Consider the following 25,909-nt stretch of genomic DNA (forward strand, 5'->3'; position numbering starts at 1 on the left):
GGGGAAAAGCACGTCGCCACGCCATCGCCAGCGGCTCTGTCATGCCGACCTGCATCCCGGCTTATTCCGGTCTCCCACCTGCGCGCGACCTCTCCCTTGAGGCGGCTCCGACGAGCAGACACAGTGTGAAAGGAAAGTACCCATGACGAAAGCGACTATCACCACCATGAACGCCACTTCACCCTTGGGCGTTCCCCCCAAGCCCCCCGAGGCTCACCAACCAGCAGAACGTGTGTTCTCCAATCTGTTGCAACACGCACTAAATGAGTCGGGGCTGGTCAGTAAGGCCTACAGCCGGTTTCACCGTTACAGCCTGGGCAATCAGCTGTTCGCGGCGTCGCAACTGTTGAGCCGAGGTCTTCCGCTATCGCCGATTGCTAGTTTTCGGGGCTGGCAAGACTTAGGACGGGCGGTGCGCAAGGGCGAGAAGGCGTTAACCCTGTACATGCCTGTGACGCTCAAACGGCAGGCCAAGGGCGACCAGAACGGCACCGACGACGCGGACACGTTCACCCTGTTCAAACTTGCGCGGAACTGGTTTTCTCTAGAGCAGACCGAGGGCGCAGAGGTCGAGTTGCCGCCGTTGGCGATTCCGGCATGGGATGCCGGCCTGGCCCTGGTGACGCTGGATGTCACGGAGGCCCGATTTTCCATGCTCAACGGCAACGTGCAAGGCTACGCACAGGGGCGGCAAATCGCCGTTAACCCGGTTGCGCTCTATCCCCATAAGACGCGATTTCACGAGCTGGCTCACGTTGTGCTTGGCCACACAGCGCATGCGGAGTGCGCAGACACACTCATGCTGTCGCGTTCACTTCAGGAAGTCGAGGCGGAAGGTGTCGCTTATGTGCTCTGCGCTCTGCTGGGCTTGCCTGGCTTGCCGGAGTCGCGCGACTACATCCAGGGCTGGCTCGACGGTGGGCAGTTGCCAGAGAAATCGCCAAAACGGATGTTTTCTGCAGCGCAGCGCATCCTGGCGGCGGGCCAACCAAAAGCATCCACCTGAAAACTTGCCCGCCCACAGGGCGGGTGCTCATTAAAAGGAAAACGAAATGAAACTTTGGAATGTTCTATGCGGTTGGGTCTTGGCCGGTCCGTCAGAGGTATGTCGGCCCTGCATCCCAGATGACCATGCCATCGCACCGTGCTCTAACGGGTTGCAGGCTGGATTTATGGTGCAGGATATCTGCACGAGTAGCTCGTCGCTGTCGGATTGGTCGTCGTTCTCGTCTTCAGGGTGTACCGATGTGTTTCATAGTGCCGATTCTGCGATGGATGTTTGGTAAATTGCCCCGAGCTCGATGCGGGCGTTCTGGCGGTGGTCGCCAAGGGCGGATGTCCCTGCATTGACACTGCAATGCAGGGACCCCGATGGCCAACCCAACAACTACAAACTACACCCACACTCAAGAAGCGACGCAACGCCCGGATGTGGGCCTGCAAGACCAGTTTTCGGCCAAAAGACCAGCTAAGACCTACCGTTACGACAGCAGCCTCGACCCAGCCTTGAGCTGGGACGAGAACCGGGACCGTGAGCTGGCCGAGTGGCTGATAGGATTGGTCCAGCGCTGTGCGACCGAAGGCGAGGCTGCTGTGTTTGCGCAGCCCCAAGCATGGCTGGGCGGAGGCGTGCAGGTGCAATCCCTCAAAGCCGCTGCCGACCTGCTAAAGAATCTCTCAAAGCCTTTCCTGAACTGGGCGGGGAAGGCGGAACGCCATCAGATTGCGGTGCCGACGGTGCCGCTGTTCGTGCACGAGCGGCATTCGCCCAAGGCCATCCTCGACGGCATCAAGCACCGTAAGGCCAAGGGCACGACGCTGGATATGTTCGGTGACGGCGGGCTCGATGTGACCGACAAGCTCGACGCATACGAGCACAAGGGGCCGTGGCAGAACCGGATGATTCTGGGCGACAGCCTGCAGGTAATGAACTCGCTGCTGGAGTTCGAGGGTTTGGGCGGGCAGGTTCAGATGGTCTACATGGACCCGCCGTATGGGGTGAAGTTTGGGTCCAACTTTCAGCCGTTCGTGCGGAAACGCGATGTCACGCATGGTGGCGATTCAGACATGACTCGCGAGCCAGAAATGGTTAAGGCGTACCGCGATACTTGGGAATTGGGCCTCCATTCGTATCTAACCTACCTGCGGGACCGATTGACTTTGGCGAAGGAGTTGCTGCACGAAAGCGGTAGTGTTTTCGTTCAGATTTCCGAAGAAAATATTCACCATGTGCGAGAACTTCTTGATGAGGTCTTTGGTCATCAAAACCTCGCGGGTCAGATTACTTTCAAGAAGACAGGCGGGCAAAGTAGTTCACTTATCCCATCCATTGGCGACTACTTGCTTTGGTATGCTAAGGATAAGGGAAAGCTAAAATATCGCCAGAACTTCTATAGGAAGGAGCCCGGGGAAGAAGGCGCGAAGCAATATAACTGGGTCGAGTTGGCTGATGGTTCTCGTAGGTCAATGACCTCCGAGGAAGTTGAGTCTGGAAACATTCCAGTCGGCGCGAGAATATTCCAGCCTTATCCTCTTGTTTCAATGGGCGCCGCCCCTAAGGAGCAGCCCTTTGAATGGAATGGCCGCACGTTTTATCCATCCCCGAACCGCCACTGGAGTGTCACCCTAGATGGCTTGAAGAGGCTCGCTGAGACGGATAGGTTGATGGCGCAAGGCAACACGCTTCGGTTTATAAATTACCTATCTGACTACCCGGTATCGCCAATAACAAACATTTGGACGGATACGCAGACAAGCGGGTTTGCAAGCGACAAACTCTATGTGGTGCAAACTCTGCCCTTGGTTATCCAGCGGTGCATGCTGATGTGCACGGACCCTGGCGACCTTGTGCTTGACCCGACCTGCGGTTCCGGCACGACGGCATATGTCGCCGAGCAATGGGGCCGCCGCTGGATTACCTGCGACACCTCGCGCGTGCCCCTCGCACTGGCGCGGCAGCGACTGCTGACGGCGACGTTCCCGTACTACGAGCTGAAGAACCCGCAGGTTGGCCCGGTGGGCGGCTTCGAATACAAGCGCCGCCAGAACCGCAAGGGTGAAGAAGTCGGCGGGCTGGTGCCGCACATCACGCTGAAGTCCATCGCCAACGACGAGGCCCCGGCCACCGAAGTGCTGGTGGACCGGCCCGAGGTGAACAGCGGTGTGGTACGCGTGGCGGGGCCGTTCGTTGTCGAGGCCACCATTGCGCCGGCTCAGGTGGTGAACGACGAGCCGGCTGCCGCGGCGCCGGCCGCCGCACCGCAGTCGCTGGACGATGCCATCGGCGCCGCCGATGCCGCGAACGGCGGCCTGCCGTTGGCCGTGGCCGAACCGGCCGCGCGTTACGGCGACCCCGCGACGCACATCGAGCGCATGACCCAGGTGCTGCGTCAGTCCAAGACGCTGCGCCTGCCCGGCAACCGGGAACTGGTGCTGGCCGACATCCGCAGCATGACCGACAGCGACGTGTTGCACGCCGAGGGCACCGACGGCGAGGGCAACCGCATCGCGGTGGTGTTCGGCCCCGAGGACGGCGCCATCTCGTCCGACGTGGTGTTCGAGGCAGCGCGCGAAGCCTACTTCCTGAAGTTCCCCAGCCTGTACTTCTTCGGCTTCGCCATCCAGGCCAAGGCGCGCGAGCTGCTGGAGGACCGTGCCAAGCTACGCGTGCCTTGCACCTACGTCACGGTAACGCCCGACGTGGCGATGTCGGACCTGCTGAAGACGAGCCGGGCCAGCGAAATCTTCTCCGTGACCGGCCTGCCGGACGCGGTGCTGCGCAAGACTGGCAAGAAGAACGACGAGGGTGCCACGTTGTACGAGGTCGAGCTGTTTGGCTTGGACATCTTCAACCCGGCGACGATGGAACAGGAAGCCATTGAGGGCCAGAACATGCCGGCTTGGATGCTGGACACCGACTACGACGGCCTGAGCTTCTACGCCACCCAGGTCTTCTTCCCCAAGACCGCCGCATGGGACAACCTGCAGAAGTCCCTGAAGGCAGAGTTCGACCCGTCGGTGTGGGCGCACCTGGCCGGCACGGTCAGCGAGCCCTTCGCAGTGGGGCCGAGGCAGCGCGTGGCCGTGAAGGTCATCGACGAGCGCGGTAACGAGCTGATGCGGGTGCTGGAGGTGAAGGCATGAGCGCGCGGCTTCTGGTTCTCCGCGTTGGCTACATGGAGCGTTACGACGGGCCGGACACCATCACCAGCGGCGGCGCCTACATTGCCGCGAACGGTGTGGGTGGTGAGGTCTTCAACTTCAAGCCTAGCCGTGGGAAGTGCTATGGCTACGCCATGAGCCGCCACTTCGCTGGCCTCAACCTGCGCTACATCGCCGACTCGCAAGCTTGGCGCGAGGGCGACGAACTGTCAGGGGTCGATGTGGTGTTCATCGCCCGCAGGCCCGGGGTGGGCCAGGTCGTGGTGGGCTGGTATCGCAACGCAACGGTGTTCCATCGGCAGTACCGCGTCAGGCGTGGCTCTATCCCCGGCATGAACGAGGCCGTTCGACGGTTCCTGTGCGTTGCCGATGCCGACGATGTGCGGCTGCTGCCGGAGGACGAGCGCACGTTTGACGTGCCCTACGCGCCGGCAGGCTTCAAGGGCTTCCCAGGGCAGTCGAACGTCTGGTATCCGAGCCACCACACCGACCATCCGGGCGTGACAGCCTTCGTCCGCAAGCTGACCAAGTACATCGACACCACGCCTGGCGTTGAACTGCCCGACGACGAGGCACTAGAGCGCAAGAGCGGCGGCAAGAAGGGTCGCTCAAGCGCGCCGGACCACGCGCACAACGTAATGGTGGAGGTGGCCGCAGTAAACGCCGTGTGGGAGTGCTACGAGGCCAACGGCTACACGCTGAAGACGGTCGAGACCGAGTGCCTGGGGTGGGACCTTGAGGCGACCAAGGGGCGACAGACCTTGCGGCTGGAGGTCAAGGGCACGGCGGGCACCGCCATCTACTTCGAACTGACCCCGAATGAGTACGCCAAGCTGAAGGAGCATAGCGCCGACTTCCGCGTGTGCGTGGTCTGCGAGGCGCTGACTAGTCCGCGCATCTTTGACCTGAAGCCTGAGGCCTTCGGCGTCGGCTGGCGCCTGGTGTCCGAGCGGGGTGATGTGACGGTGCCCCTGATGGAGCGCATTGCGGCCGTCGGCGCCGAAGTCGCGCAAGGCGAGGGGGCTGCGGCATGAGCCAAATCAACGCCGTCGAAGCGCCCATCATCAACTCACCCTACGACGAGCCGCAATTTCATTGGCATATCGAGGTTGCCAAACCTCCCGAGAAACGTCCCGGCCGACGGCCTGCGTCGTATTTCTTCCGCGTGCCTGACCGTGCGGCCCGAGGGCGCAAGACCAAGAAACAGGAAGCCCTGTTCGATGACGCCTCCAAAGGCCAGGAATATCTGCTGGACTTGGCGAATCTGATTCGCCAGCGCCGCCAGGAATGGCGCGAGCGAGACTATGCGGGAGCCACCAAGGTTACCCGCGAATTGCTTGAGCTTTGGCAGTCGCCTGACCGGCAGCAACGGCTGTTTTATGCCCAGCTCGAAGCCGTCGAAACCGTGCTGTTTCTTGTGGAAGGGCCGGACGACCTCAAGCAAGGGGTGAACGTACCGACCGATGAGCCCGGCGGCGATGCCAAAGAGGCAGGTTACAAGGCCTTTGTCCGCTACGCCCTCAAGATGGCTACGGGCAGCGGCAAGACGACCGTCATGGGGATGCTTGCCGCGTGGTCGATTCTGAACAAGGTGGCCCAGCCCCAAAACCCGGCGTATTCCGACACGGTGCTGCTTGTTTGCCCGAACGTCACTATCCGCGACCGATTGCGGGAGTTGGACCCTAATTTAGATGAGCTGAGCCTGTACCGCACCCGTCAGCTGGTTTCCCTGCAACGCATGCCGGACCTGCGGCGCGGGGAGGTGTTTATCACTAATTGGCACAACCTCGAACGGCGCGAACTGAGCGACGTGAATGGCACATCGGCCCGCGTGGTCAAGCGTGGTGTTCCGGTCGAGAAGCTGCGCACCGTCAAGCTCGGCGGCCGGGATGACCTGAGCGAAGCCGACATTCGGCAACAAGCGCTGACCGGAGCCTTTGATATCGTGCGCGAGTTGCGCGACGCCAAGGGACGCCTGACTGGGTTCGATGTCCGGGAGGTGCGTTACTACGAAAGCGACGCGGCGTTTTTGCGTCGCGTGCTGGGTAACCGGAAGGGTCGAAGCTCGGCCATCTTCGTGATGAATGACGAGGCGCACCACGCTTACCGGCGGGGCAAGCTGGATGCCGAGGACAGCTACGCCATCGACGAGGAAACCGCCGAGGTCGATGCGCGCGAGGCGACTGTCTGGGTCGAGGGTCTGGACCGCATCAACAACGCGCTGGGCGGAAAGAAGAATGGGATTCGCCTTTGCTTGGATTTGTCCGCGACGCCGTTCTATATCCAGGGCAGTGGCAATGAGGTCGGCAAACCGTTCCCATGGGTCGTCTCGGATTTCAGTCTGCTCGAAGCCATCGAGGCCGGGCTGGTCAAAATCCCGCAGTTGCCGACTCAGGACATCGGCGGCACGCAGACACCGGCCTATTTCAACGTCTGGCGGTGGGTGCAGGAGCTAGCTGAGAAAGACGGAGCCAGCGGCAAGCTCACGCCTGATGTGTTGATGCGCTATGCCACCCAGCCCATCATGCAGCTAGGAGTCTGGGCGGCAGAATTCCGTGAACCTGTGCCGGAGCGCCGATGCTGGGCGAGCGGACTGTTTTTCGGGCACGGTCGGCATGGCCGGTCGTCTCACGCCCCCGAGAGGGCAGCAGCGGGCGTGTTGTGCGGGGCGGCCTGTGCCCCCATTTCTGTTCAGGCGGGAACCAACGAGGCCATCCGCCGGAGGTTCAGTGCTGCGCAGACGAGTTTCCACTCGGCGCGTACACGCTCAAGGCCGCGCAGGCTGAACTGGCGGAACCCAGCACGCTCTTGATCCAGCCGTTGGGCGGCTCGGCGATCCACTTGCGCTTGCGATAGGCGGCGCGTCCCGCGGCGGTCTGCATCTTCGCGGCCATGGCCGCGGTGTGCGGCAGCCGCGCGGCATCGATGGCCGCGTGCTGCTTGCCTTCGCGCCCCAAGGCCACAACCAGATCGATCGGCGCATCGCGCAGGTTGTCCTCGCTGCGATAGCCCGCGTCGGCCAGACCCAGCGCGGGCAGCGCGCCCAGGTTCTCCTGGATCGCATCGATCATCGGCAGCAGCCAGTTGGCATCGGGTGCCGTGTTGTCCAGTTCCGCAGCCACGATGATGTGCGCAGCCTCGTCCACCGCCGTCTGCGCGTTGTAGCTGGGGTCGAAGCCGCCGCCGGCGCGCTTCATGATGCGGCTGTCCGGGTCGGTGAAGTTCTCCTGCGCCTTGTCTTCGGGCACGCCGAAGTCGCGCTTGAACCGCGCACCGCGCCGCGGCTTCCCATCCGGCCCCCGGGGACGGCGATCATCATCGTCACTGCGACCACGCTGCGCGTCGGCTTCACGCTGACGCTGTTCCAGCCGCTGGCGCGCCTGCCGGATCGCATCGAGTCGCGCCTCGCGCCGCTCGATCTCGGCCGGGATGTCGAGTTCGGGCTCCTGCGCCTCGGCCTCGTCGGTGGCCTTGGCGCGCGCCAGCAGCGCGTCGATCTGCTTTTTCAGTTCGACCTCGGTGTGCTGCATGCGCGCATAGCTCATGGCCTTGTGGCGGCTCGCGTTGGCCTTGACCTTGGTGCCGTCGATGGCCACCGTGCCCAGCTTGACCAGACCCATCTCGCGCGCCAGGCGCACGACCTGCACGAACAGGTCCGAGAATTCCTGGAGGTGCAGCGCACGGAAATCCCGGATCGTGCGGTGCTTGGGGAAGTTCCCTGCTGCCAGCATCCGGAACGCCAGGTCCTCGTGCAGCCGGCGCTCGATCTTGCGCGAGCTGAACACCCCGGTGGCGTAGCCGTACACCAGAACCTTGACCATCATCGCCGGATGGAAGGGCTGGTTGCGCGCTCCGCCACCCTCATAGCGCGCGTAGAACGCGCTCAGGTCCAGCGTGTCAATCGTGTCGTGGATGAAGTAAGCCAGGTGGCCCGGCGGCAGCCAGTCCTGCGGCGCCGCCGGCAGCAGCATCACCTGGTCCGGCTCATAGGGGCGGTAACTAGTGGGCATGCCGTATTAACGCACGCCCACCGTCCTACGTCGACCTCAACAACCTTCTGCCGCCCACACTCCTAGCCGATGAATGGCGGCAGACGGCCGCAGCTTGGCAGGCGCAGTTTGAGGCAGGTCACCGCAAAACGGATGTGCCTCCCGTATTCATCATCGTCTGCCGAGATACCGCTCTAGCCAAGGAACTGCATGATTGGCTGGCCAACGGCAATCCAATCTATGGAGCGGCACCTGAACAATTCCGTAATGCGCCAGGCCGCGAGTGGACCGTGCGCGTGGATAGCAAGGTTGCCGAGGATATTGCGGAGGGGGGCGGCAAGAATGATGAGGCACGTCGGCTGCGTTTCGTCCTGGAAACCATCGGTCGTACAGCGTGGCCGGGCAACAAGGTGCCCGAGGAATATGCGGCCTTGGTGGACAAACACAACCACAAGGCGATGGAGGACGAGGACAACGGCCTCGTCACCATCGACGCCAGCATTCCACCTGGCCGGGACGTGCGCTGCATCATCAGCGTGGCGATGTTGTCTGAAGGCTGGGACGCAACGACCGTCACTCATGTTGTCGGCCTGCGGCCCTTCGGCTCGCAGTTGCTGTGTGAGCAGGTCGTCGGGCGCGCGCTACGCCGCACGTCCTACGCTGTGGACGAAGCGACGGGTTTTTTTCGGGAAGAGACGGCCAAGGTGTTCGGTGTGCCGTTCGAGCTGATTCCGTTCAAGGTTGAGGGCGGTGCGCAGCAACCGCCATCGCCTCCCGCGAATCAAATCTACGCAGTTCCCGAGAAGTCCGATTACGAAATCACGTTCCCGGTAGTTGAAGGCTATGTGGACCCCGGCATCACGCGTCTGGCGGTCGATTGGCCCAAAGTGCCAACCTTGGCTCTGGACCCGATGGAAGTGCCCGACATTACCTTGATGAAAGGGCTGACCACGGTAGACGGAACTCTGGCCGCTTACGGCCCTGGAGCTGCTGGCGTGGTGGACCTTGCGCAGTGGCGTTCCAAGGTGCGCGTGCAGCAGGTCGCTTTCACGCTGGCAAAGGTCTTGGCTCAGCAATGGGTGCAGGAGCGCGGCGAGGAAATTCCAATGCACCGGCTGTTCCCGCAGCTGCTTGGATATGCCCAGCAGTTCCTGGCGTCGAAGCTCGATTGCCGTGGTAACCGAGCCCCACAAGATGTAGCACTCAACCCGTATTTTCAGAAGGCGGCCGGTATTCTGCTCGATGCCGTCCAGGCCGTAGACGAGAGTGGCAAGGCCCGCGAACGGCCAGTTGTCGCGCCTGGCAGTGCAGGAGAGCGTTCAACCCGCTATGTGGAGTTCTACACCGGACGGCAGCCGTGGCCCGCACAAAAATGCCACCTCAACGCCATTGTGGCCGACACCAAGACGTGGGAGCAGGCTGCGGCTACCGCATTGGATGCCCACATCCGTGTCAAACGCTGGGTCAAGAATGACCACCTCGGTTTCGTGGTGCCGTATCGCAAAGATGGACTTCGCCGTAAATACCTTCCGGATTTTCTCGTGGAGCTGACCGATGGGAGGCGACTGATAGTCGAAGTCAAGGGGGAGCTTGGTGATGCCGAAATCAAAGCCGCTGCAGCGCATCGCTGGTGTGGAGCCGTGAACAACGACGGCCGTTACGGTGTGTGGCGTTACCGGATGGTTCGGCACCCAGCTGACCTACTCAAAATCCTTGATGAAGTTGCTGCTTGACGCTGACGTCACAGGTCCCCAGAACATCCATACGAGGGTTTTGACCGAAACCAAAAAGCCATTTTTTTGGGTTTCGCAAGCGCTGTTATCTGATATAGGTCTGTTCATCAGGCACTGAGCCAACGGGAGATTGTGGACTGGCTGACCGAGAGTTCTTCAGCAATTGCGCGCATGCTTTTCCCTTGGATTTTGAGTAGGCGGGCTGTTGCGCGGTGTGAGGTGCCCGTCGAATTTCGCCTTCCAGATGGCCGCTCTCATGCCGCCATGGATGGCTGATCGCCATGCTTGCTGAGCCACTCCTCCAGGAAGCGAATCGGCGAGCGGTAGCCCAGCGTGGAGTGGCGGCGACTCCGGTTGTAGAACGCCTCGATGTACTGGAACAGGTCGGCCTGCGCGTCGGCGCGGGTCGGGTACGACGTGCCGTGCACCCGCTCGTTTTTGAGGCTGTTGAAGAAGCTCTCGGTCGGCGCATTGTCCCAGCAGTTGCCCTTGCGACTCATCGATGCGGTCATGCCGAAGTCACGCAGCTTGGCCGCCATGGCGGCACTTGCGTATTGACTTCCGCGATCGCTGTGAAACACGATTCCAGCCTCGGGCTTGCGCCGGAACCACGCCATGGTCAGGGCATCGGTGACGATGTCCGCGGTCATGCGCGGTTTGATCGACCAGCCGACGATCTCGCGGTTGAACAGATCGAGGACGATGGCCAGGTACAGCCAGCCCTCGCCGGTTTGGATGTACGTGATATCCCCCGTCCAGACTCGATTCGGCGCCTCGGGTGCGAAGTTACGCGCCAGCAGATTCGGCGCGATGGGCAGCGAATGCCGGGAGTCCGTCGTCGCCTTGAATCGTCGCTTGTGGCGTGCCCTGATGCCGTGCTCGCGCATGAGTCGTTCCACCCGCCGCAGGCCGATGCGATGGCCGCGCCCCTGCAACTCGCGGTGCATGCGCCGCGAGCCGTAGGCAGCCTTGAACTCGGCGTGGATGCTGCGCATCAGCGTCAGGGCCTGCGCATCGCTCAGGCGGGCGCGATCGGGCTTGCCGCCGCGGCGCCAGGCGCGGTAGCCGCTGATGCTCACGCCGAGCACCTCGCACAGCTCAGGCAGGGGATGGTCGCGGCGCTGCGCGTCGATCCACGCGTACTTCACAGCGCATCCTTGGCGAAGTACGCAGTCGCTTTTTTTAAGATGTCCACGTGCATCCGCAGCCGGGCGTTCTCCGCCCTCAGCCGCGACAGCTCCATCTGTTCCGGCGTCACCGGCTTCGCGCCCGCTCCCGCCAGATGGCCGGCCTGGGCAGCCTTCACCCAGTTGCGCAGCGTCTGCTCCACCAGCCCCAGTTCGCGAGCTGCCGCACCCACGCCAACTGCCTGGGCATGCTTGACGGCCTGGTCCTTGAACTCGGCCGTGTACTGCTGTTTCGGGATCGTCTTCACTTCGTCTCGTCCTTCAGGTCTCGATGCTACACATCGGCTCCTGGAAGACGAAAAACGGCAGGCAGCTCAGTGAGATTCTGTAGATGCGCGTCGCGCTTCTCCAGAGCGGCGACCACGCGCTGCCTGCAGCTCGGGGGTGTGTGTTCGGTCAACGAGCGCCTTTTTTGACGCCTCGCTGAAATTCTGCCAGGTGTATCGCGCGACACTGCGCGCGGTGGCCTTGATTTCGCTGTACGCGAGCGGGTCGCGCTGCATCACGTCCGCTTCGGAAAAATTGTTGAGCTCCAGTGCCTGCTTCAAGACCGAGCCTTCCCAATTATCGCGGCGGCCTCCGCTGGATTTGAATGGCACAACCGCCCGATATGCCCAGTGTCTCAGATGCTCGAACAAGAGGCAATTCCGGCCCAGGGCACCGTGCACCGATTCGCGAAGCTTGGCCTTTGGTATGAGGTCTACCCATTCAGCCAACTCTGCAAGCTCGTATGGCTCTAAACGCCCTGGCACGGTATCCCAGTCTGGGTGTAGTGGATTTTTGCAGACCAAGCCTGCATAGCCGCTGTCGGCGCGTAACTTGACGGCCAAGCCACCTTCAATTGCAGCGCCGTATCGGATGGGCCCGGAACGAGCGTTATCGTGCTTGGCTATCGGGATTGCGAGTTCGTATGCCACATGAGCGCGGCCGGTACCGGGCGTTATCGCAGTCCAGCTAGGTTCTGGGACGCCATACTCATCATGCCAATACCGCTCATGCGCTGTCGCTCGCACGTCGTGGTCGATGTCTAGCACCACGCGGAACTGCAATTCCGGCGCGTTTGCTTGGATGTATCGGCGCGCAAGGGCGGTCGATTGGCTGCGGATTTGGAGACCGGAAGCCTTGTCGTCGGTGCAATAGGGACGATGCGCGAGGCGGGGCGGCTCGAAATTGGGGGCATGTTGCAAGGCTGTCTCCAGCCCTGCCGGTGGGAAGTGCCTGGTGGCTCCGAAGAGTTGACCTGAGAGCCCACCTATCAAACGGTTGATGGCTAATACTTTGCGACTGACCTGAGCTCGACCCAATGGGGCGGGCATAGCCACCCTGCTGCGTTCTGCTACGGCAGGGGATAAGGATGTTTGTTATTCGGCGGCTTTTTGGGAACTAGAAGCGGTCCCGATTCGCGCAAGGGGGTTGGGGGCGCAGGTGCTCCTGCCAGGCATAAAAAAGTTGAATCACGTTGGTCTCCTGCAAACGATTGAGACTCGTGTAGCAATCACCTTTTATACGGACTTTTCGTTGGTATTTCCGCTGCCGCTGCTGTTACACTAACCGTTCCACAGTCCGATGTGGCAAGAGAGCTGAACCCGCATAGATGCTGGGTTCTTAAGGTGTCCAAAGGTCTCCCATCAGCCACCCCACAGCATCAAATACAAAGCCCAACCCCTTCGGTTGGGCTTTGTGCTTTTTGGCTCACGCCAGCAGCGCTGCGGTTTGCAGGGCCATGACGCCTTCTTCGTCGGTGGGCAGGGCGAAGGCGGGGATGGGGCTGTCGCCGTGGGTGATGCAGGTCTGGCCTGCTGCGTTGTACAAGGGGTCGAGGCGCAGGCCCAGCCAGGACAGGGCATTGCACACTTCTTGCCGCACGCGGGCGCTGTGGGTGCCGATGCCGCCCGTGAAAACCAGGGCGTCGAGGCCGCCGATGTCTGCGGCGAGTGCGCCGATGTGATGGGCCACGCTGGCGGTGAACAGGGCGATTGCTTCTTGCGCGCGCGCATCGGGGCTGGCTTCGAGGGTGCGCATGTCGCCACTCAGGCCGGAAAGGCCTTTGAGTCCGCTGTCGTGGTAGAGCATGGCGGTGATTCTCTGCGGGTCGAGGTGCTCTTCGGTGATCCAGTGCAGCACCAGGCCGGGGTCGATGGTGCCGCAGCGGGTGGACATGACCAAGCCGTCGAGTGCGGTGAACCCCATGGTCGTGCTCACGCTGCGCAGACCCCGCAGACCGCACAGGCTGGAGCCGCCTCCCAAATGCGCCACGATGACGGCGCCTTGCGCGCGCTCGCCCAGCAGCGGCGGCAGTTTGTGGGCGATGGCGTCGTAAGACAGGCCATGAAATCCGTAGCGTTTGAAGCCTTTGTCGTGCCAGTCGCGCGGGATGGCGTAGCGGCGGGCGAGATCGGTCTGCGTGGCGTGAAACGCGGTGTCGAAGCAGGCGATCTGCGGCACATCGGGCAGGCGGGCGGTGGCGGCGCCCACCCCGGCGAGCCCTGGCCCTTGATGCAGCGGGGCGAGGCTGCGCAGGGCGTCGAGGGCGGCGCGCACGGACGGTGTGATGCGCTGGGCCGATGTGAAGGTGGTGCCGCCATGCACGATGCGGTGGGCCACGGCGGTGATGGGGCCACAGCTGGGGCCGCAAAGCGCTGGTGTGATGAGGGTGTCGAGCAGGGTGTCCACCTCGGCGGCGATGTCGCCGCGCGGATCGCTTGAAGCGGTGCGGTGAGTCTGGCCTTGCGCGTCGGTCCAGCGCAGGGTGGCCTGGCCGTCGTGGCTGTCGATCTCGCCGCGCAGTTGGGCGGCCTCTGGCAGGTGTGGCCCGTGGCAGTCGCCGAGTTTGAACAGGGCGAATTTCAGGCTGGCTGAGCCGGTGTTGAGGCAGAGCAGGGTGGGCGAGGGCATGGCGGGTTCTCTTTACGCGTGGGTCGCGGCGTCGATCGTGCCCATCTGGCCCGCGGCCCTGAGCAGGGCCTGGCGTTGCAGCACGGCCAGGGCGCAGGAGGCGAGCCGGGCTTCCACGCCATCGGCCCGGCTGGTGAGGATGATGGGCACGCGGGTGCCGATGACCAGCCCGGCGATGGTCGCGCCGCCGAGGTATTCGAGTTGCTTGGCCAGCATATTGCCCGACTCCAGATCGGGCGTGAGCAGAATGTCGGCCAGACCGGCTACCGGCGAGTTGATGCCTTTGGTCTTGGCGGCGGCCAGCGACAGCGCGTTGTCGAAGGCCAGCGGCCCGTCGAGAATGGCGCCGGTGATCTGCCCGCGGTCGGCCATTTTGCACAGTGCGGCGGCGTGCAGCGTGGCGGCCATATTGGCATTGACGGTCTCCACCGCGGCGAGAATGGCCATGCGTGGCGTTTCGACGCCCAGCGCCTGCGCCAGTTCGATGGCGTTTTGCGCGATGTCGCGCTTGGTGTCGAGATCCGGAGCGATGTTGATCGCTGCGTCGGTGATGAACAGCAGCCGGTCGGCCGCCGGGGCGTCGATGACGAACACATGGCTGGCGCGACGGCCGGTGCGCAGGCCGGTCTGGGCGTCGAAGGCGGCGTGCATCAATTCGTCGGTGTGCAGCGCGCCTTTCATCAGCGCGCCGACCTTGCCGCTGCGTGCCAGTTCGACCGCCAGCGCGGCGGCGGCGTGGCTGTGCTCGGTGGACATGAGTTGCCAGGGCGAGAGGTCGATGCCCGCGGCCTCTGCCGCCGCGCGGATACGGGCTTCCGGGCCGATCCACACGGGTTCGATCAACCCGGCCTGGGCGGCGTCGATCGCGCCCTGGATGGAGACTGCGTTCACCGGATGCACCACGGCCACGCGCATGGGTTTGAGGCCCTTGCAGCCCTCGCGCGCTTTGCTCACCAGCGCGAGCAGACGCTGGCCCGGATCGACCAGATGCAGTTGCGGCAGATGGGTGCGCGGGCGGCAGATTTTTTGCGTGGGCGCCTGCACCAGTGCCTGCCCGGAGGCGATGGTTTCGCCGCGCTGGTTGACCACCTTGCAGTCGAAGCGGATCTGGTGGCGCTCGGTCAATTTTTCGCGTGCGGTCACCGAGGCGGTCACGGTGTCGCCCAGCATCACCGGGTGGTCGAACGACAACGATTGATCGACGTACACCGTGCCCGGCCCCGGCAGTTCGGTGCCGAGCAGGTTGGACAGCAGCATGCCGCTCCACATGCCGTGCGCCACCACCTGGTGAAACGGCGTGCTGCGGGCAAACTCCTCATCGACGTGCGAGGGGTTGGCATCGCCCGACATCACGGCAAAAGTGGAAATGTCGGCCCGGGTGAGGGTGCGCTGCAGGGTGGCGGAGTCGCCCAGGGAGATTTCGTCGAAGGTGCGGTTGCAGATCGTGTCGGTCATGAGTAGAGTCTCGTAGAGTGAGTTCAGCGCTGCAGCACATACTCGCCGGGCGCTTCGGCCAGCGGGGGATAGTCCACACTGCCGCAGGCGGGCGGCGCGACTTGCTGCGCGCTGCCTTTGGCCACCAGCCATTGCTCCCAGCGCGGCCACCAGGAGCCTTCTTCGGCCTGCGCTATTTGCACCCAATGCGCCGGGTCGATGTAAGGGCGACCGCCGGGGTGCAGCGCCCAGCGATAGTGGCGGCGTGGATGGCCGGGCTCGCTCACGATGCCCGCGTTGTGTCCGCCGCTGGTGAGCACAAAGGTCACTTCGGAGTCGGCCAGCAGATGGATCTTGTAGACCGATTTCCACGGTGCGACATGGTCGGTCTCGGTGCCGACGACGAACCAGGGCGCCGTCACGTTTTCCACCGCGACCGGGCGGCCATCGACGGCGTAGTGCCCTTCGGCCAGGGCGTTGCGCAAGTAGAGCTTGCGCAGGTATTCGCTGTGCATGCGATAGGGCATGCGGGTGGCGTCGGCATTCCAGGCCATGAGATCGTTCATCGGCGCGCGCTCGCCCATGAGGTAATCGCGCATCAGGCGCGACCAGATCAGGTCGGACGAGCGCAGCATCTGGAAGGTGCCGGCCATCTGGGTGGTGTCGAGATAGCCCTGCGACCACATCAGGTCTTCGAGAAAACTGATCTGGCTCTCATCGGTAAACAGGGTGAGTTCGCCGGCTTCGGTGAAGTCGGTCTGCGCCGCGAACAGGCTGACACTGGCCAGACGTTCATCACCGCGCCGCGCCAGCGCTGCGGCTGCGATGGACAGCAGGGTGCCGCCCAGGCAGTAGCCTGCGGCGTGCACCTTGCGGCCGGGCAGGATGGAAGTCACCGCATCGAGCGCGGCAAAGGGGCCGAGGTGCAAATAGTCATCCATGCCCAGATCGCGTTCGTCCGCGCCCGGGTTTTTCCACGACAGCATGAACACCGTGTGGCCCTGATCGACCAGAAACTTCACCAGCGAGTTGTGCGGCGACAGGTCGAGGATGTAGTACTTCATGATCCACGCCGGCACGATGAGCACCGGCTCGGCCAGCACCGTGGGCGTGGTCGGGCTGTACTGGATGAGTTCCATCAGGCGGTTGCGCAGCACCACTTTGCCCGGGGTCGCCGCCAGCTCGTGGCCGGGGCGAAACTGCTCCACCCCGGCGGGCGGGCGTTTGTCGAGCATGCGCTGGGCATCGTCGAGCCAGTTGCGCAGGCCTTGCGCCAAATTGGCGCCGCCGCTGCTCAGGGTGCGCTCCAGCACTTCGGGGTTGGTCCAGAAAAAGTTGCTGGGCGAGAGCATGTCCATCCACTGACGCGCCATGAAGGCCACCACCTGCTCGTGATGCGGCGACACGCCGCGCACGCCGTGGGCGGTGGCATCGACGAGTTGTTCGCGCAGCAAAAAGCGCTGGGCCAGCAGGTTGAACGGAAACTGCTGCCACTGCGCCGCACTGAAGCGCCGGTCGTTGGGGGTGGGGGCGACGCAGTCGGGGCAGGGGGTGCGGTCGGCGCGCAGGGCGTGCGTGCCCAATTCGGCGGCGTAGCGCAGCCATCGCCCCTGCATCTCCAGCGCCTGTGCGGCGAGGCTGGCCTGCTTGCCGGGCGAGGCCGCCATGTGCATGCCCCAGTCGGCAAAGGCCAGGCCGAGCGCGGCGGGCGACAGACCGAGCGTGGCCTTGGCCGTGAGAGCGTGCAGCGCCCGGTCGATCAGTTCGCGCATGGCTTGCTCGTGGTCGGGCGGGGTGAGCGCCTGCGCATCGGCGGGAGGCAGAGGGATGCTAGTCGGTGCGATTGCACCCAGCGCGCCAGCCTGAACGTCGGCTACGGCATTGGCGGCGGCCACGGGCGGCGATTCGGCGGCCTTGTTCACGGCTTGTTTCACTGGCAAGGGCGTCGTGGCAGTTGCCGGGGCGGTAGTGCGCAATTTGCGCGGTTTGCGGCTTGGAGCTGGGATCTGGCTCTTAGGAAACTCGCCGGGCCGCCCTAATGGTTCCTGGCCCTTCGAGGGGAGAGCCGAGCGAAGCGCTGGTTTTCGGGGTGGGCTCATATCGCTTCTCCTTGACAGATCATTCCATTTGAATGTCGCAGTGCAGCATGGCACTTGATCCGCATCAAGTCGGCGGGGTATGCAGATGCAACACGCAGATGCAATGCGCCACGCCGTTCTGTCACGCCGCTGGCGAAACACTTCCTGCAAAATAGCACTCCATCATGAAATTACGAGAAAGCCGGTTATGCGCGTCACAGTCATAGGAGCGGGTTATGTGGGTCTGGTGACCGCTGCGTGTTTTGCCGATGTGGGCAATCAGGTCACCTGCATCGAGCGCGATGCCGAGCGCCTGTCTGCACTGCGCGACCGGGCCGAAGTGCCGTTCTACGAACCGGGTCTGAGCGATCTGGTGCGGCGCAACATCGAGCAGGGCCGTCTGACCTTGAGCCCGAGCATCGCCGAAGGGCTGCCGGGTTCGCAGGTGTGCTTCATAGCGGTGGGCACGCCGTCGCTGCCCAATGGTCAGGCCGATCTGTCTCAGGTGGAAGGCGCCGCCACGGAAATCGGCCGCGCCATGACCGGACCGCTGGTGGTGGTGCAGAAGTCCACCGCGCCGGTGGGCACCATTCCCAAGGTGCGCGCGCTGGTCGAAGCCGGTCTGGCGGCGCGCGGGGTGAGCCATCGCCTAGGCGTGGTGAGCAATCCGGAATTTCTCAAGGAAGGTTCCGCCATTGAAGATTTCACCCGCGGCGACCGCATCGTGCTGGGCAGCGACGACCCGCAGGCCATCGCCACCATGCGCGAGCTGTACCGGCCGTTCAACCGCAATCACGAAAAAATCATGGTGATGGACGCCGCCAGCGCCGAACTCACCAAATACGCCGCCAACGCCATGCTGGCTACGCGCATCTCGTTCATGAACGAACTCGCCCGCATCGCCGAAGCGGTGGGGGCGGACATCGAGCAGATTCGCAAAGGCATCGGCGTCGATCACCGCATCGGCAGCCATTTTCTCTACGCTGGCGCGGGCTATGGCGGCTCGTGCTTTCCCAAAGACGTGAAGGCCCTGGCGCACACCGCGCGCGAACTCGGGCTGCACGCCGAACTGGTGGAGGCGGTGGAGGCGGTCAACCAGCGGCAGAAGCTGCGGGTGTTCGAGAAAATCAGCGACCACTATCAGGGCAAGCTGGCTGGCAAGACCATCGCCCTGTGGGGCTTGGCCTTCAAGCCGAACACCGACGACATGCGCGACGCGCCCAGTCTGGACCTCATCACCGCGCTGCTGCAGGCCGGTGCGCGAGTGCAGACCTGGGACCCGGTTGCGGTAGAAATGGCGCGGCGCCTGCTGCCCGAGCATCCCGCGCTGGAGTTTTCCGCCGACGCCCGCGCCACGCTGAGCGGGGCGGATGCGTTAGTCGTCATCACCGAATGGCATGCCTTCCGCTCGCCCGATTTCACCTCTCTGGCAGCCACCCTGCGCGACCGCGTGGTGTTCGACGGCCGCAATATCTGGGACCCGGAGTTCGTGCGCAGCACGGGCCTGCGTTACTACGGCATCGGTCGCGGCTGACTACCCGATTACTTTAGCGTTTGCCGTCTTGGGATGAACGAACTCGCACACTGTCCTGAGATTCTTCCGCCTGAGCTTGCCGAGTTGATTGATTGCTTCGGTCGGGCTTGGGCGAATAGCCCGTCTCGTCCTTGTCCTTCTGCCAAGGCCATTGCGCATTGGTCTGAATTGTTGACTGCATGGGTAGCTGCTGACGACTTGCCTTTGTTTGTCCGCAAACACGCCAACAACCGCGGTTCCGTTATTTCTCACCCATCTGGTCGCTCCCTTGTTCCCTGTGACAACAGCCCCGCCCACTGGGCATACGTCATGGCAACAAATGGCGAATGCCCATCGCCTCAAGACATCAAAGCGCTTCTAGAAAAAGATGCAATCCCCGTCGCTATGATTCAGAATGCTGCGGAAAGAACCGTCGCCAAATACCATTGCAGACTTGCAAGAAGGTTCAACGTCAACAAGTACGGCTGGAAACTTGCCCACATTCAGGGCGTCGGGCTGAATAACCGGAACCCCATTTCCGCGCTTCCTCTTCAGCGGCTTACTGATCAATTCCTCTCGCTCATGGCGCCAGCCAATATGTTTGTCGTCCCTCTTGCTTGGGGCGGTATCGGGGAGATCGAAGCGGTAATTCAAGCGGTGAAGTCCGTGCAATTTACCGACGACCGCTTAATCCATCAAGTCATTGGCGCTACGCGATAAAGCCGCGCAGCGCCAATGACTTTTACTGTAGGCACCACAAGCAGCCGATTTTTTCCGCTGGGAATTCGTTTCTGCGTAACTTTCGGCGATAGGCGGCCCCTGCCAGATATCTCTCAGGAGATCGGCACGATCTCCTTGCCGTAGGGGAAGAACGCCAGCCCGGCCAGCTTGATGTGCTGCAGGGCGAAGGGGATGCCGATGATGGTGATGGCGCATAGCACGGCCGAAACCAGGTGCCCCAGCGCCAGCCACCAGCCGAACAGGATGGCCCAGATCAGATTGCCCAGGGCGCCGATGCCGCTGCCCAGCGTGCCCGCGGGTTTGTCCGCCACTTTGCGGCCGAAGGGCCAGAAGCTGAAGGTGCCGATGCGGAAGGCTGCAATCGCCCAGGGAATGCCGATGATGGTGATGGCGCAGATCAGCGCGGTAAACCACCAGGCCAGGCCCATGACAAAGCCGCCGAGGATGAACCAGAGAATGTTGCCGATCAGTCGCATGAAAGTCCTTGGATGAGGAAACAGGGGTATTTTGCGTGACATGCGGCCTTGGCCCGCGGATTGCAATGACAGGGGCAGAAGTCCTGCCGCATGACGGGTTGAGGTGAAGCAGACGGGGGTTTTTCCCGCTTTGGCGTCAATCGACCGACGGCAGGACGTGCAAACGTCAGGAAATCGTCGCCGCCATGTCGCCCTCTGCCTTACCCGATCCGCTGAGTTGGACCGAACTGCTGCGCGTGTTCGGTGGTCTGGTCGTCGTCATCGTGGTGTTGGTTGCCGCGCTGTGGTTGCTCAAACGCTTTCAGACTGGCCTGCGCACGCCCAGCGGCCCGATGCGGGTGCTGGCTACCCTGAGCCTGGCGCCGCGCGAGCGTCTGCTGCTGGTGCAGGTGGGTGAGCAGCAACTGCTGCTGGGGTCGAGCGCGCAGGGGCTGGCCTGTCTGCATGTGCTGAGCACGCCCGTCGAATTGCAGCCGCCAGCAGGAGGGCAGGGCTTGGGCGCCGCACTGCCGCCGACCTTTCCTGACTGGCTGCGACGCGCTGTTGAGCAGCGCGGAAAGGCCAAGCCATGAAGCGTGCGCACTTGCTGCGGCCCTCGCGCTGGTTGCCGCGCGGTTTGGCGGCCGCCTTGCTGCTCTTACCGCTGTGGGCGAGCGCGCAGGTGTTGCCCGCGTTCACCTCCAGCCCGGCAGCGGGCGGCGGCACCGAATACAGCTTGAGCGTGCAGACCCTGCTGTTCATGACCGCGCTGGTGTTCCTGCCGGCCATGCTGCTGATGATGACGGCGTTCACCCGCATCATCATCGTGCTGTCGCTGCTCAAGCAGGCGCTGGGTACGACCACGGTGCCGCCCAGCCAAGTCATCGTCGGGTTGTCGCTGTTTCTCACCTTCTTCGTTATGAGCCCGGTGCTCAATCAGGTGAATGACGTGGCGATCAAGCCACTGATGGACAACCAGATCACCATGCAGCAGGCGCTGCAAATGGGCGCCGCGCCGCTGCGCACCTTCATGCTGGGGCAGACCCGGCAGGAAGACCTGGCGCTGTTCGTCAAGCTCTCGGGACACAAGGCACTGGACAAGCCCGCAGACACGCCCATGAGCCTGCTGGTTCCGGCCTTCGTGACCTCGGAGCTGAAGACCGCTTTCCAGATCGGCTTTGTGATCTTCATTCCCTTTCTGATCATCGACATGGTGGTGGCCGCGGTGCTGATGTCGATGGGCATGATGATGCTCTCACCCGTCACCGTGTCGTTTCCGCTCAAGCTCATGCTTTTCGTGCTGGTGGGCGGGTGGGAACTGGTGATCGGCTCGCTGATGCAGAGCTTCATTCACTGACTTCGAGGACGACATGACTCCAGAAGCCATTACCACCATCGCGCAGCAGGCGCTGTGGGTGACTTTTCTCGTGGCGCTGCCGCTGCTGGGGGTGGCGCTGGTCGTCGGCCTGGTGGTGAGCCTGATTCAGGCGGCCACCCAGCTCAACGAAATGACCCTGAGCTTCGTGCCCAAGGTGCTGGCGATGGGGCTGGCCGGGGTGATTGCCGGGCCGTGGATGTTGCATGTGATGATGGACTTCACCATCCGCCTGTTCCAGAGCATTCCGCATCTGCTCAACGGCGGCTGATCGCGCTGCGCACCGACATGATTCATTTCACCAGCATCCAGATCGAGACGTGGATCGGCGCGTTTTTCTGGCCGTTCGTGCGGGTGCTGGCCATGCTGTCGCTGGCGCCGGTATTCAGTATGGGCAGCCTGCCCACGATGGTGCGCGTCGGTCTGGCGGTGCTCATCGCCGTGGCCATTGCCCCGGCCTTGCCTGCCATGCCGCCGGTGCAGTTCGGCACGGCGACGGCGTGGATGTTGTTGTTGCAGCAACTGTTGGTCGGCGGGGCCATCGGCCTGTCGATGACCCTGATTCTCAGCGCGGTGATGTTCGCCGGCAGCGTGATCGGTCTGCAGATGGGCATGGGATTTGCCACCCTGTTCGACCCGGTGCAGGGCGTGCAGGTCACCAGTCTGGCGAGCTTTCTCAATATGGTCACGATGCTGCTGTTTCTGGCGGTCAACGGCCACCTCATTTTGCTGGCGGTGATTGCGCGCAGCTTCACCCTGCTGCCGGTCGCTCCCAATCTGGGGCTGGCCGCGCAGACCTGGTTCACCCTGGCGCAGCAGGGCGGCAGCGCCATTTTCAGCCTGGGACTGGCGCTGGCAGCGCCGGTGATCGGGGTGCTGCTCATCGCCAACCTCGGGCTGGGCGTGCTGACCAAGCTTGCTCCGCAGCTCAATCTGTTCGCCGTGGGTTTTCCGATGTTTTTCATCATGGGTTTTCTGGCGCTGTATCTGGTGATGCCGGTGATGCAGAACGTGGTGCAGCATCTGGTGGATGTGGGTCTGAGCCTGTCTGGCCAGGTGTTGCTGCAGGGCGGGGCGCGCTAGGCGCGACGGGAGCAAGACATGGCTGAAGACAGCGCCCAGGAAAAGGAATTACCCGCCTCGCAAAAGCGCAAGCAGCAGGCGCGCGAAAAGGGGCAGGTGGCGCGCTCGCGCGACCTCACCTCCAGTCTGCTGCTGCTCGGCATGGCGGCCGTGGTGTACACCGCTGGCGGATGGTTCTACGACATGGGGCGTGAGCTGCTTCAGACCGGGCTGACCGTTTCTGCCAGCGCCTCCCAAGACCCCGCAGCCATGTTGCAGGCCGCAGGCAGAGTGCTGGTGCTTGGGCTCATCGTGCTGGCGCCGGTGCTGGCGCTGACCTTTGTGGCCAGTGCGGCAGGCGGAGTGGCCATGGGGGGCTGGGTGTTCAGCACCGAGGCGCTGGCGCCGGACTTCAGCCGTCTCGACCCGGTCAAGGGTATCGGGCGCATGTTTTCCATCACCGGGCTGGGCGAGTTGGGCAAGGCGTTGCTCAAGGCCATTGTGATCGCGGTGATCGCGGGCATCGTGATCTGGAACGAGCGCGGCGAGCTGCTCGGCCTGCTGCAGGTGGAGCCTCAACTGGCGCAGATGCAGCTCGGCCAGATCACCGCCCGCGCTTTTCTGTGGATGGCTTCGGGCACGCTGCTGGTGGCGGCCGTTGATGTGCCGTGGCAGTTGTTCCAGATGAACAAAAAGCTCAAGATGAGCCGCCAGGACCTGCAGGACGAAATGCGCGAAAGCGAGGGCAATCCGCAGATCAAGCAGAAGATGCGCGAGTTGCAGCGCGAGCGCGCCCGCAAGCGCATGATGGCCGCCGTGCCCAAGGCCGATGTGGTGGTGACCAACCCGACGCACTATGCCGTGGCGCTGGCCTACAAAGAGGGCAAGAACCGCGCCCCGGTGGTGTTGGCTCTCGGGGCCGATCGGGTGGCCGCGCGCATTCGCGAAGTGGCCGCCGAGCACAACGTGCCGGTGATCGAAGCGCCGCCGCTGGCGCGGGCGCTCTACCACCACGCCGAACTGGAGCAGGAGATTCCGGTGGCGCTGTACAACGCCGTGGCGCTGCTGCTGGCCTATGTGTTTCAGTTGCGCGCCGCCCCGCAGAGGGCGGTAGAGCCCGACGACTGGGAAATTCCCGCTGAATTTGTCGTGAACGAGTAAGCCCCATGGCCACTTCCCCTTCTTCCTCCCCGACCGTCATGCCGGCCTGGCGCGCACTGCTCAAGCGCATGGACTGGCGCATGCTCGCCGCGCCGATTCTGGTGGTGCTCATCCTGATGATGCTGGTGGTGCCGCTGCCCACCTTCGTCCTTGACATGCTGTTCACCTTCAACATCGTGTTGTCGCTGATCATCATGCTGGTCACGCTCTATCTCACCCGGCCGCTGGACTTTGCCGCGTTTCCCACCGCGCTGTTGTTCACCACGCTGCTGCGCTTATCGCTCAACGTCGCGGCGTCGCGGGTCATTCTGCTGCACGGGCAAAACGGCGAGGGCGCCGCCGGGGCGGTGATCGAATCGTTCGGCAAGTTCGTCGTGGGGGGCAACTACGCGGTGGGCATCATCGTGTTCGCCATTCTGGTGGTGATCAACTTCGTGGTGATCACCAAAGGTGCCGGGCGCATCGCCGAAGTGAGCGCGCGCTTCACCCTCGACGCCATGCCGGGCAAGCAAATGGCCATCGACGCCGACCTCAACGCCGGTCTGATCGACCAGGAAGAAGCGCGCAAGCGCCGCGCCGACGTGGCGCAGGAAGCCGACTTCTACGGTGCGATGGACGGCGCGAGCAAGTTCGTCCGCGGCGATGCGGTGGCGGCCATTCTCATTTTGTTCATCAACCTGATCGGCGGCCTGATCATCGGCGTGTTCATGCACGGCCTGGGTCTGGGCGAGGCGGCGCAGAACTACACCCTGCTGTCTATCGGCGACGCGCTGGTGTCGCAGATTCCGGCGCTGGTCATCTCCATGGCCGCGGGTATTGTCATCAGCAATGTGTCCACCGGGCAGGACGTGGGGCGGCAGCTGGTCAGCCAGTTGTTCAACCAGCCGCGCGTGCTCGCCATCACCGCGGGCATTCTGGGGCTGGTGGGTCTGGTGCCGGGCATGCCGCATCTGGCGTTTCTCGGCGCGGCGGCGGTGCTGGGCGGCGTGTTGTGGTGGCAGCTCAAAAAGCAGAAGCAGGCCGCAGCGCTGGCGCAGGCCGCGCCTGCGGCCGCAGAGCCGGCCGAGCCGGAAGAAGTGAGCTGGGAGCAGATCGAGCCGGTCGACACGCTTTCGCTCGACGTGGGCTACCGCCTTATTCCGCTGGTCGACCGCAACCAGGGCGGCGAGTTGCTCGGGCGCATCCGTGGCGTGCGCAAAAAATTCGCGCAGGAAATGGGCTTTCTCGTCGCCTCGGTGCACATCCGCGACAACCTCGAACTGCGGCCCGGCGGCTATCGCATCGCGCTCAAGGGGGTGGATGTGGGCAGCGGCGAAATCTTCCCCGATCTGCTCATGGCCATCAACCCTGGGCAGGTGATGGGTGATCTGCAGGGCACGCCGACGAAAGACCCGGCCTTCGGCCTGCCAGCAGTGTGGATCAACAAGGAACAGCGCGACCGCGCGCAGGCGCTGGGCTATACCGTGGTCGATCCCAGCACGGTGCTGGCCACCCATTTGCACCACCTGCTGCAAACCCATGCCGCCGAACTGCTCGGGCGCGAAGAAGTCGAAGGGCTGCTGGCGCATCTGTCCAAGCGTTCGCCCAAGCTGGTGGAAGATCTGGTGCCCAAGCTCATTTCCGCCGACCGGCTGCGCAAGGTGCTGCAGAACCTGCTGACCGAGGGCGTGCCCATTCGCGACATGCGCACCATCGCCGAAGTGCTGGCCGAACACGCGGGCCAGGTGAGCGATACCGACGAACTGACCGCCCGCGTGCGGCTGGCGCTGGGCGCTTACATCGTGCAAAGTCTGTCGCCCAATGGGCAGGAACTCTCCGCTGCGGTGCTCGACGGGCAGCTGGAACAGATTCTGCTTTCAAGCCTGCGCGCCGACCCGCAACAAGCCGCGGTCGAACCCGGGCTGGCGCAGCGCCTGATGGACAAGGCGCGCGATTTGATGCAGCGCATGGAAGCGCAGGGCGCCACCGGCGTGCTGCTGGTGAGTGCGCCGCTGCGGCAGTTTCTCGCCCGGCTGCTGGCGCGCAGCGCGCCGCGGCTGCGCGTGCTGTCCTATGCTGAAATTCCCGACCAGAAACAGGTCAAGGTCACCGCCACGCTGGGGGCGTAAATGCTGGAGTCTGAATC

Annotated in this window: 17 protein-coding genes and 5 pseudogenes; 13 read left to right on the forward strand and 9 right to left on the reverse strand. The window is 63.4% G+C overall.

The genetic code is table 11. The features are described from left to right. Positions 1–142: 142 nt before the first annotated feature. The 4 genes and pseudogenes from THI_RS06635 to THI_RS19595 form a co-directional block, all read left to right on the forward strand. A complete protein-coding gene (locus THI_RS06635; RefSeq protein WP_013105480.1) occupies positions 143–1,006 on the forward strand; it encodes an ArdC-like ssDNA-binding domain-containing protein in 864 nt (287 codons plus the stop codon). 365 nt (positions 1,007–1,371) lie between these two features. Beyond that, positions 1,372–4,143 carry a site-specific DNA-methyltransferase gene (locus tag THI_RS06640; protein WP_013105481.1) on the forward strand — a complete coding sequence of 924 codons (2,772 nt, stop codon included), beginning with the start codon at positions 1,372–1,374 and terminating at the stop codon, positions 4,141–4,143. Then, positions 4,140–5,195, forward strand: a complete 1,056-nt coding sequence (locus THI_RS06645; protein WP_013105482.1) for a protein NO VEIN domain-containing protein — start codon at positions 4,140–4,142, stop codon at positions 5,193–5,195. The genes THI_RS06640 and THI_RS06645 overlap by 4 nt, the downstream gene beginning before the upstream one ends. After that, a pseudogene (locus THI_RS19595) lies at positions 5,192–6,769 on the forward strand (DEAD/DEAH box helicase family protein); the annotation flags it as partial. The gene THI_RS06645 and the pseudogene THI_RS19595, both read left to right, overlap by 4 nt. 83 nt (positions 6,770–6,852) lie before the next feature. On the opposite strand, the pseudogene THI_RS19600 reads toward THI_RS19595, so the two are convergent. Both THI_RS19600 and THI_RS06655 read right to left on the reverse strand, forming a co-directional pair. Then, a pseudogene (locus THI_RS19600) lies at positions 6,853–7,086 on the reverse strand (transposase); the annotation flags it as partial. After that, a pseudogene (locus tag THI_RS06655) lies at positions 7,011–8,171 on the reverse strand (IS1182-like element ISThsp1 family transposase); the annotation flags it as partial. The pseudogenes THI_RS06655 and THI_RS19600, both read right to left, overlap by 76 nt. Positions 8,172–8,221: 50 nt before the next feature. On the opposite strand from THI_RS06655, the pseudogene THI_RS06660 reads away from it, so the two are divergent. Further along, positions 8,222–9,883: pseudogene (locus THI_RS06660) on the forward strand (BPTD_3080 family restriction endonuclease); the annotation flags it as partial. 107 nt (positions 9,884–9,990) lie between these two features. Here the strand turns inward: THI_RS06660 and THI_RS19605 are convergent. The 6 genes and pseudogenes from THI_RS19605 to THI_RS06690 all read right to left on the reverse strand — a co-directional run. After that, positions 9,991–10,083, reverse strand: a pseudogene (locus tag THI_RS19605) (helix-turn-helix domain-containing protein); the annotation flags it as partial. 54 nt (positions 10,084–10,137) lie between these two features. After that, positions 10,138–11,318 (reverse strand): IS3-like element ISThsp4 family transposase gene (locus tag THI_RS06665; protein ID WP_157096564.1). Its coding sequence is split into 2 segments (ribosomal slippage): positions 10,138–11,072 and positions 11,072–11,318, totalling 1,182 coding nucleotides; the frame shifts between segments, so codons are not numbered across the junction. A gap of 66 nt (positions 11,319–11,384) precedes the next feature. Then, positions 11,385–12,257 carry a replication initiation protein gene (locus THI_RS18400; protein ID WP_013105485.1) on the reverse strand — a complete coding sequence of 291 codons (873 nt, stop codon included), beginning with the start codon at positions 12,255–12,257 and terminating at the stop codon, positions 11,385–11,387. A 505-nt stretch (positions 12,258–12,762) separates the two neighbouring features. Then, the gene (locus tag THI_RS06680; protein ID WP_013105487.1) at positions 12,763–13,965 is read right to left on the reverse strand and encodes an acetate/propionate family kinase; all 1,203 of its coding nucleotides are present in this window, start codon (positions 13,963–13,965) and stop codon (positions 12,763–12,765) included. A gap of 12 nt (positions 13,966–13,977) precedes the next feature. Then, the gene (locus THI_RS06685; protein ID WP_013105488.1) at positions 13,978–15,420 is read right to left on the reverse strand and encodes a bifunctional enoyl-CoA hydratase/phosphate acetyltransferase; all 1,443 of its coding nucleotides are present in this window, start codon (positions 15,418–15,420) and stop codon (positions 13,978–13,980) included. A gap of 23 nt (positions 15,421–15,443) precedes the next feature. After that, entirely contained in the window at positions 15,444–17,171 is a 1,728-nt protein-coding gene (locus THI_RS06690; protein WP_013105489.1) for a PHA/PHB synthase family protein, read from the reverse strand. A gap of 514 nt (positions 17,172–17,685) precedes the next feature. Here THI_RS06690 and THI_RS06695 point away from each other — a divergent pair. Both THI_RS06695 and THI_RS06700 read left to right on the forward strand, forming a co-directional pair. After that, positions 17,686–19,011 (forward strand): UDP-glucose dehydrogenase family protein, encoded by a 1,326-nt coding sequence (locus tag THI_RS06695; protein WP_013105490.1) that lies wholly within the window; start codon positions 17,686–17,688, stop codon positions 19,009–19,011. 33 nt (positions 19,012–19,044) lie between these two features. Further along, the gene (locus tag THI_RS06700) at positions 19,045–19,710 is read left to right on the forward strand and encodes a hypothetical protein (protein ID WP_013105491.1); all 666 of its coding nucleotides are present in this window, start codon (positions 19,045–19,047) and stop codon (positions 19,708–19,710) included. Positions 19,711–19,823: 113 nt separating this feature from the next. Here the strand turns inward: THI_RS06700 and THI_RS06705 are convergent, their stop codons facing one another. Further along, positions 19,824–20,207 (reverse strand): YccF domain-containing protein, encoded by a 384-nt coding sequence (locus tag THI_RS06705; RefSeq protein ID WP_013105492.1) that lies wholly within the window; start codon positions 20,205–20,207, stop codon positions 19,824–19,826. Between the two features lie 185 nt (positions 20,208–20,392). Between THI_RS06705 and fliO the strand changes: the two genes are divergently transcribed. From fliO to flhA, 6 genes are read left to right on the forward strand one after another with little or no spacing between them, the layout of a single operon-like run. Continuing rightward, the gene (gene fliO, locus THI_RS06710; protein WP_013105493.1) at positions 20,393–20,779 is read left to right on the forward strand and encodes a flagellar biosynthetic protein FliO; all 387 of its coding nucleotides are present in this window, start codon (positions 20,393–20,395) and stop codon (positions 20,777–20,779) included. Next, on the forward strand, positions 20,776–21,543 hold the full coding sequence (gene fliP, locus THI_RS06715; RefSeq protein ID WP_013105494.1) for a flagellar type III secretion system pore protein FliP: 768 nt from the start codon (positions 20,776–20,778) through the stop codon (positions 21,541–21,543). The genes fliO and fliP overlap by 4 nt, the downstream gene beginning before the upstream one ends. Positions 21,544–21,556: 13 nt before the next feature. After that, the gene (fliQ, locus tag THI_RS06720; RefSeq protein WP_013105495.1) at positions 21,557–21,832 is read left to right on the forward strand and encodes a flagellar biosynthesis protein FliQ; all 276 of its coding nucleotides are present in this window, start codon (positions 21,557–21,559) and stop codon (positions 21,830–21,832) included. A gap of 17 nt (positions 21,833–21,849) precedes the next feature. Further along, positions 21,850–22,644: a flagellar biosynthetic protein FliR gene (gene fliR / locus THI_RS06725; protein WP_013105496.1), complete on the forward strand. Its 795-nt coding sequence runs from the start codon at positions 21,850–21,852 to the stop codon at positions 22,642–22,644. 18 nt (positions 22,645–22,662) lie between these two features. Further along, the gene (gene flhB / locus THI_RS06730) at positions 22,663–23,784 is read left to right on the forward strand and encodes a flagellar biosynthesis protein FlhB (RefSeq protein WP_013105497.1); all 1,122 of its coding nucleotides are present in this window, start codon (positions 22,663–22,665) and stop codon (positions 23,782–23,784) included. A gap of 5 nt (positions 23,785–23,789) precedes the next feature. Then, positions 23,790–25,892, forward strand: a complete 2,103-nt coding sequence (gene flhA, locus THI_RS06735; protein ID WP_013105498.1) for a flagellar biosynthesis protein FlhA — start codon at positions 23,790–23,792, stop codon at positions 25,890–25,892. Positions 25,893–25,909 lie beyond the last annotated feature (17 nt).

Source organism: Thiomonas arsenitoxydans (genome assembly GCF_000253115.1).
Classification (GTDB): Bacteria; Pseudomonadota; Gammaproteobacteria; order Burkholderiales; family Burkholderiaceae_C; genus Thiomonas; species Thiomonas arsenitoxydans.

Bases quoted from the DNA above. Each gene is read 5' to 3' on its own strand.
- fliO (WP_013105493.1), top strand. From the start codon at position 20,393: ATGTCGCCCTCTGCCTTACCCGATCCGCTGAGTTGGACCGAACTGCTG.
- fliQ (WP_013105495.1), top strand. From the start codon at position 21,557: ATGACTCCAGAAGCCATTACCACCATCGCGCAGCAGGCGCTGTGGGTG.
- THI_RS06635 (WP_013105480.1), top strand. From the start codon at position 143: ATGACGAAAGCGACTATCACCACCATGAACGCCACTTCACCCTTGGGC.
- flhA (WP_013105498.1), top strand. From the start codon at position 23,790: ATGGCCACTTCCCCTTCTTCCTCCCCGACCGTCATGCCGGCCTGGCGC.
- flhB (WP_013105497.1), top strand. From the start codon at position 22,663: ATGGCTGAAGACAGCGCCCAGGAAAAGGAATTACCCGCCTCGCAAAAG.
- THI_RS06690 (WP_013105489.1), bottom strand. From the start codon at position 17,171: ATGCGCGAACTGATCGACCGGGCGCTGCACGCTCTCACGGCCAAGGCC.
- THI_RS06685 (WP_013105488.1), bottom strand. From the start codon at position 15,420: ATGACCGACACGATCTGCAACCGCACCTTCGACGAAATCTCCCTGGGC.
- THI_RS06700 (WP_013105491.1), top strand. From the start codon at position 19,045: ATGAACGAACTCGCACACTGTCCTGAGATTCTTCCGCCTGAGCTTGCC.
- fliR (WP_013105496.1), top strand. From the start codon at position 21,850: ATGATTCATTTCACCAGCATCCAGATCGAGACGTGGATCGGCGCGTTT.
- THI_RS06645 (WP_013105482.1), top strand. From the start codon at position 4,140: ATGAGCGCGCGGCTTCTGGTTCTCCGCGTTGGCTACATGGAGCGTTAC.
- fliP (WP_013105494.1), top strand. From the start codon at position 20,776: ATGAAGCGTGCGCACTTGCTGCGGCCCTCGCGCTGGTTGCCGCGCGGT.
- THI_RS06640 (WP_013105481.1), top strand. From the start codon at position 1,372: ATGGCCAACCCAACAACTACAAACTACACCCACACTCAAGAAGCGACG.
- THI_RS06695 (WP_013105490.1), top strand. From the start codon at position 17,686: ATGCGCGTCACAGTCATAGGAGCGGGTTATGTGGGTCTGGTGACCGCT.
- THI_RS06680 (WP_013105487.1), bottom strand. From the start codon at position 13,965: ATGCCCTCGCCCACCCTGCTCTGCCTCAACACCGGCTCAGCCAGCCTG.
- THI_RS06705 (WP_013105492.1), bottom strand. From the start codon at position 20,207: ATGCGACTGATCGGCAACATTCTCTGGTTCATCCTCGGCGGCTTTGTC.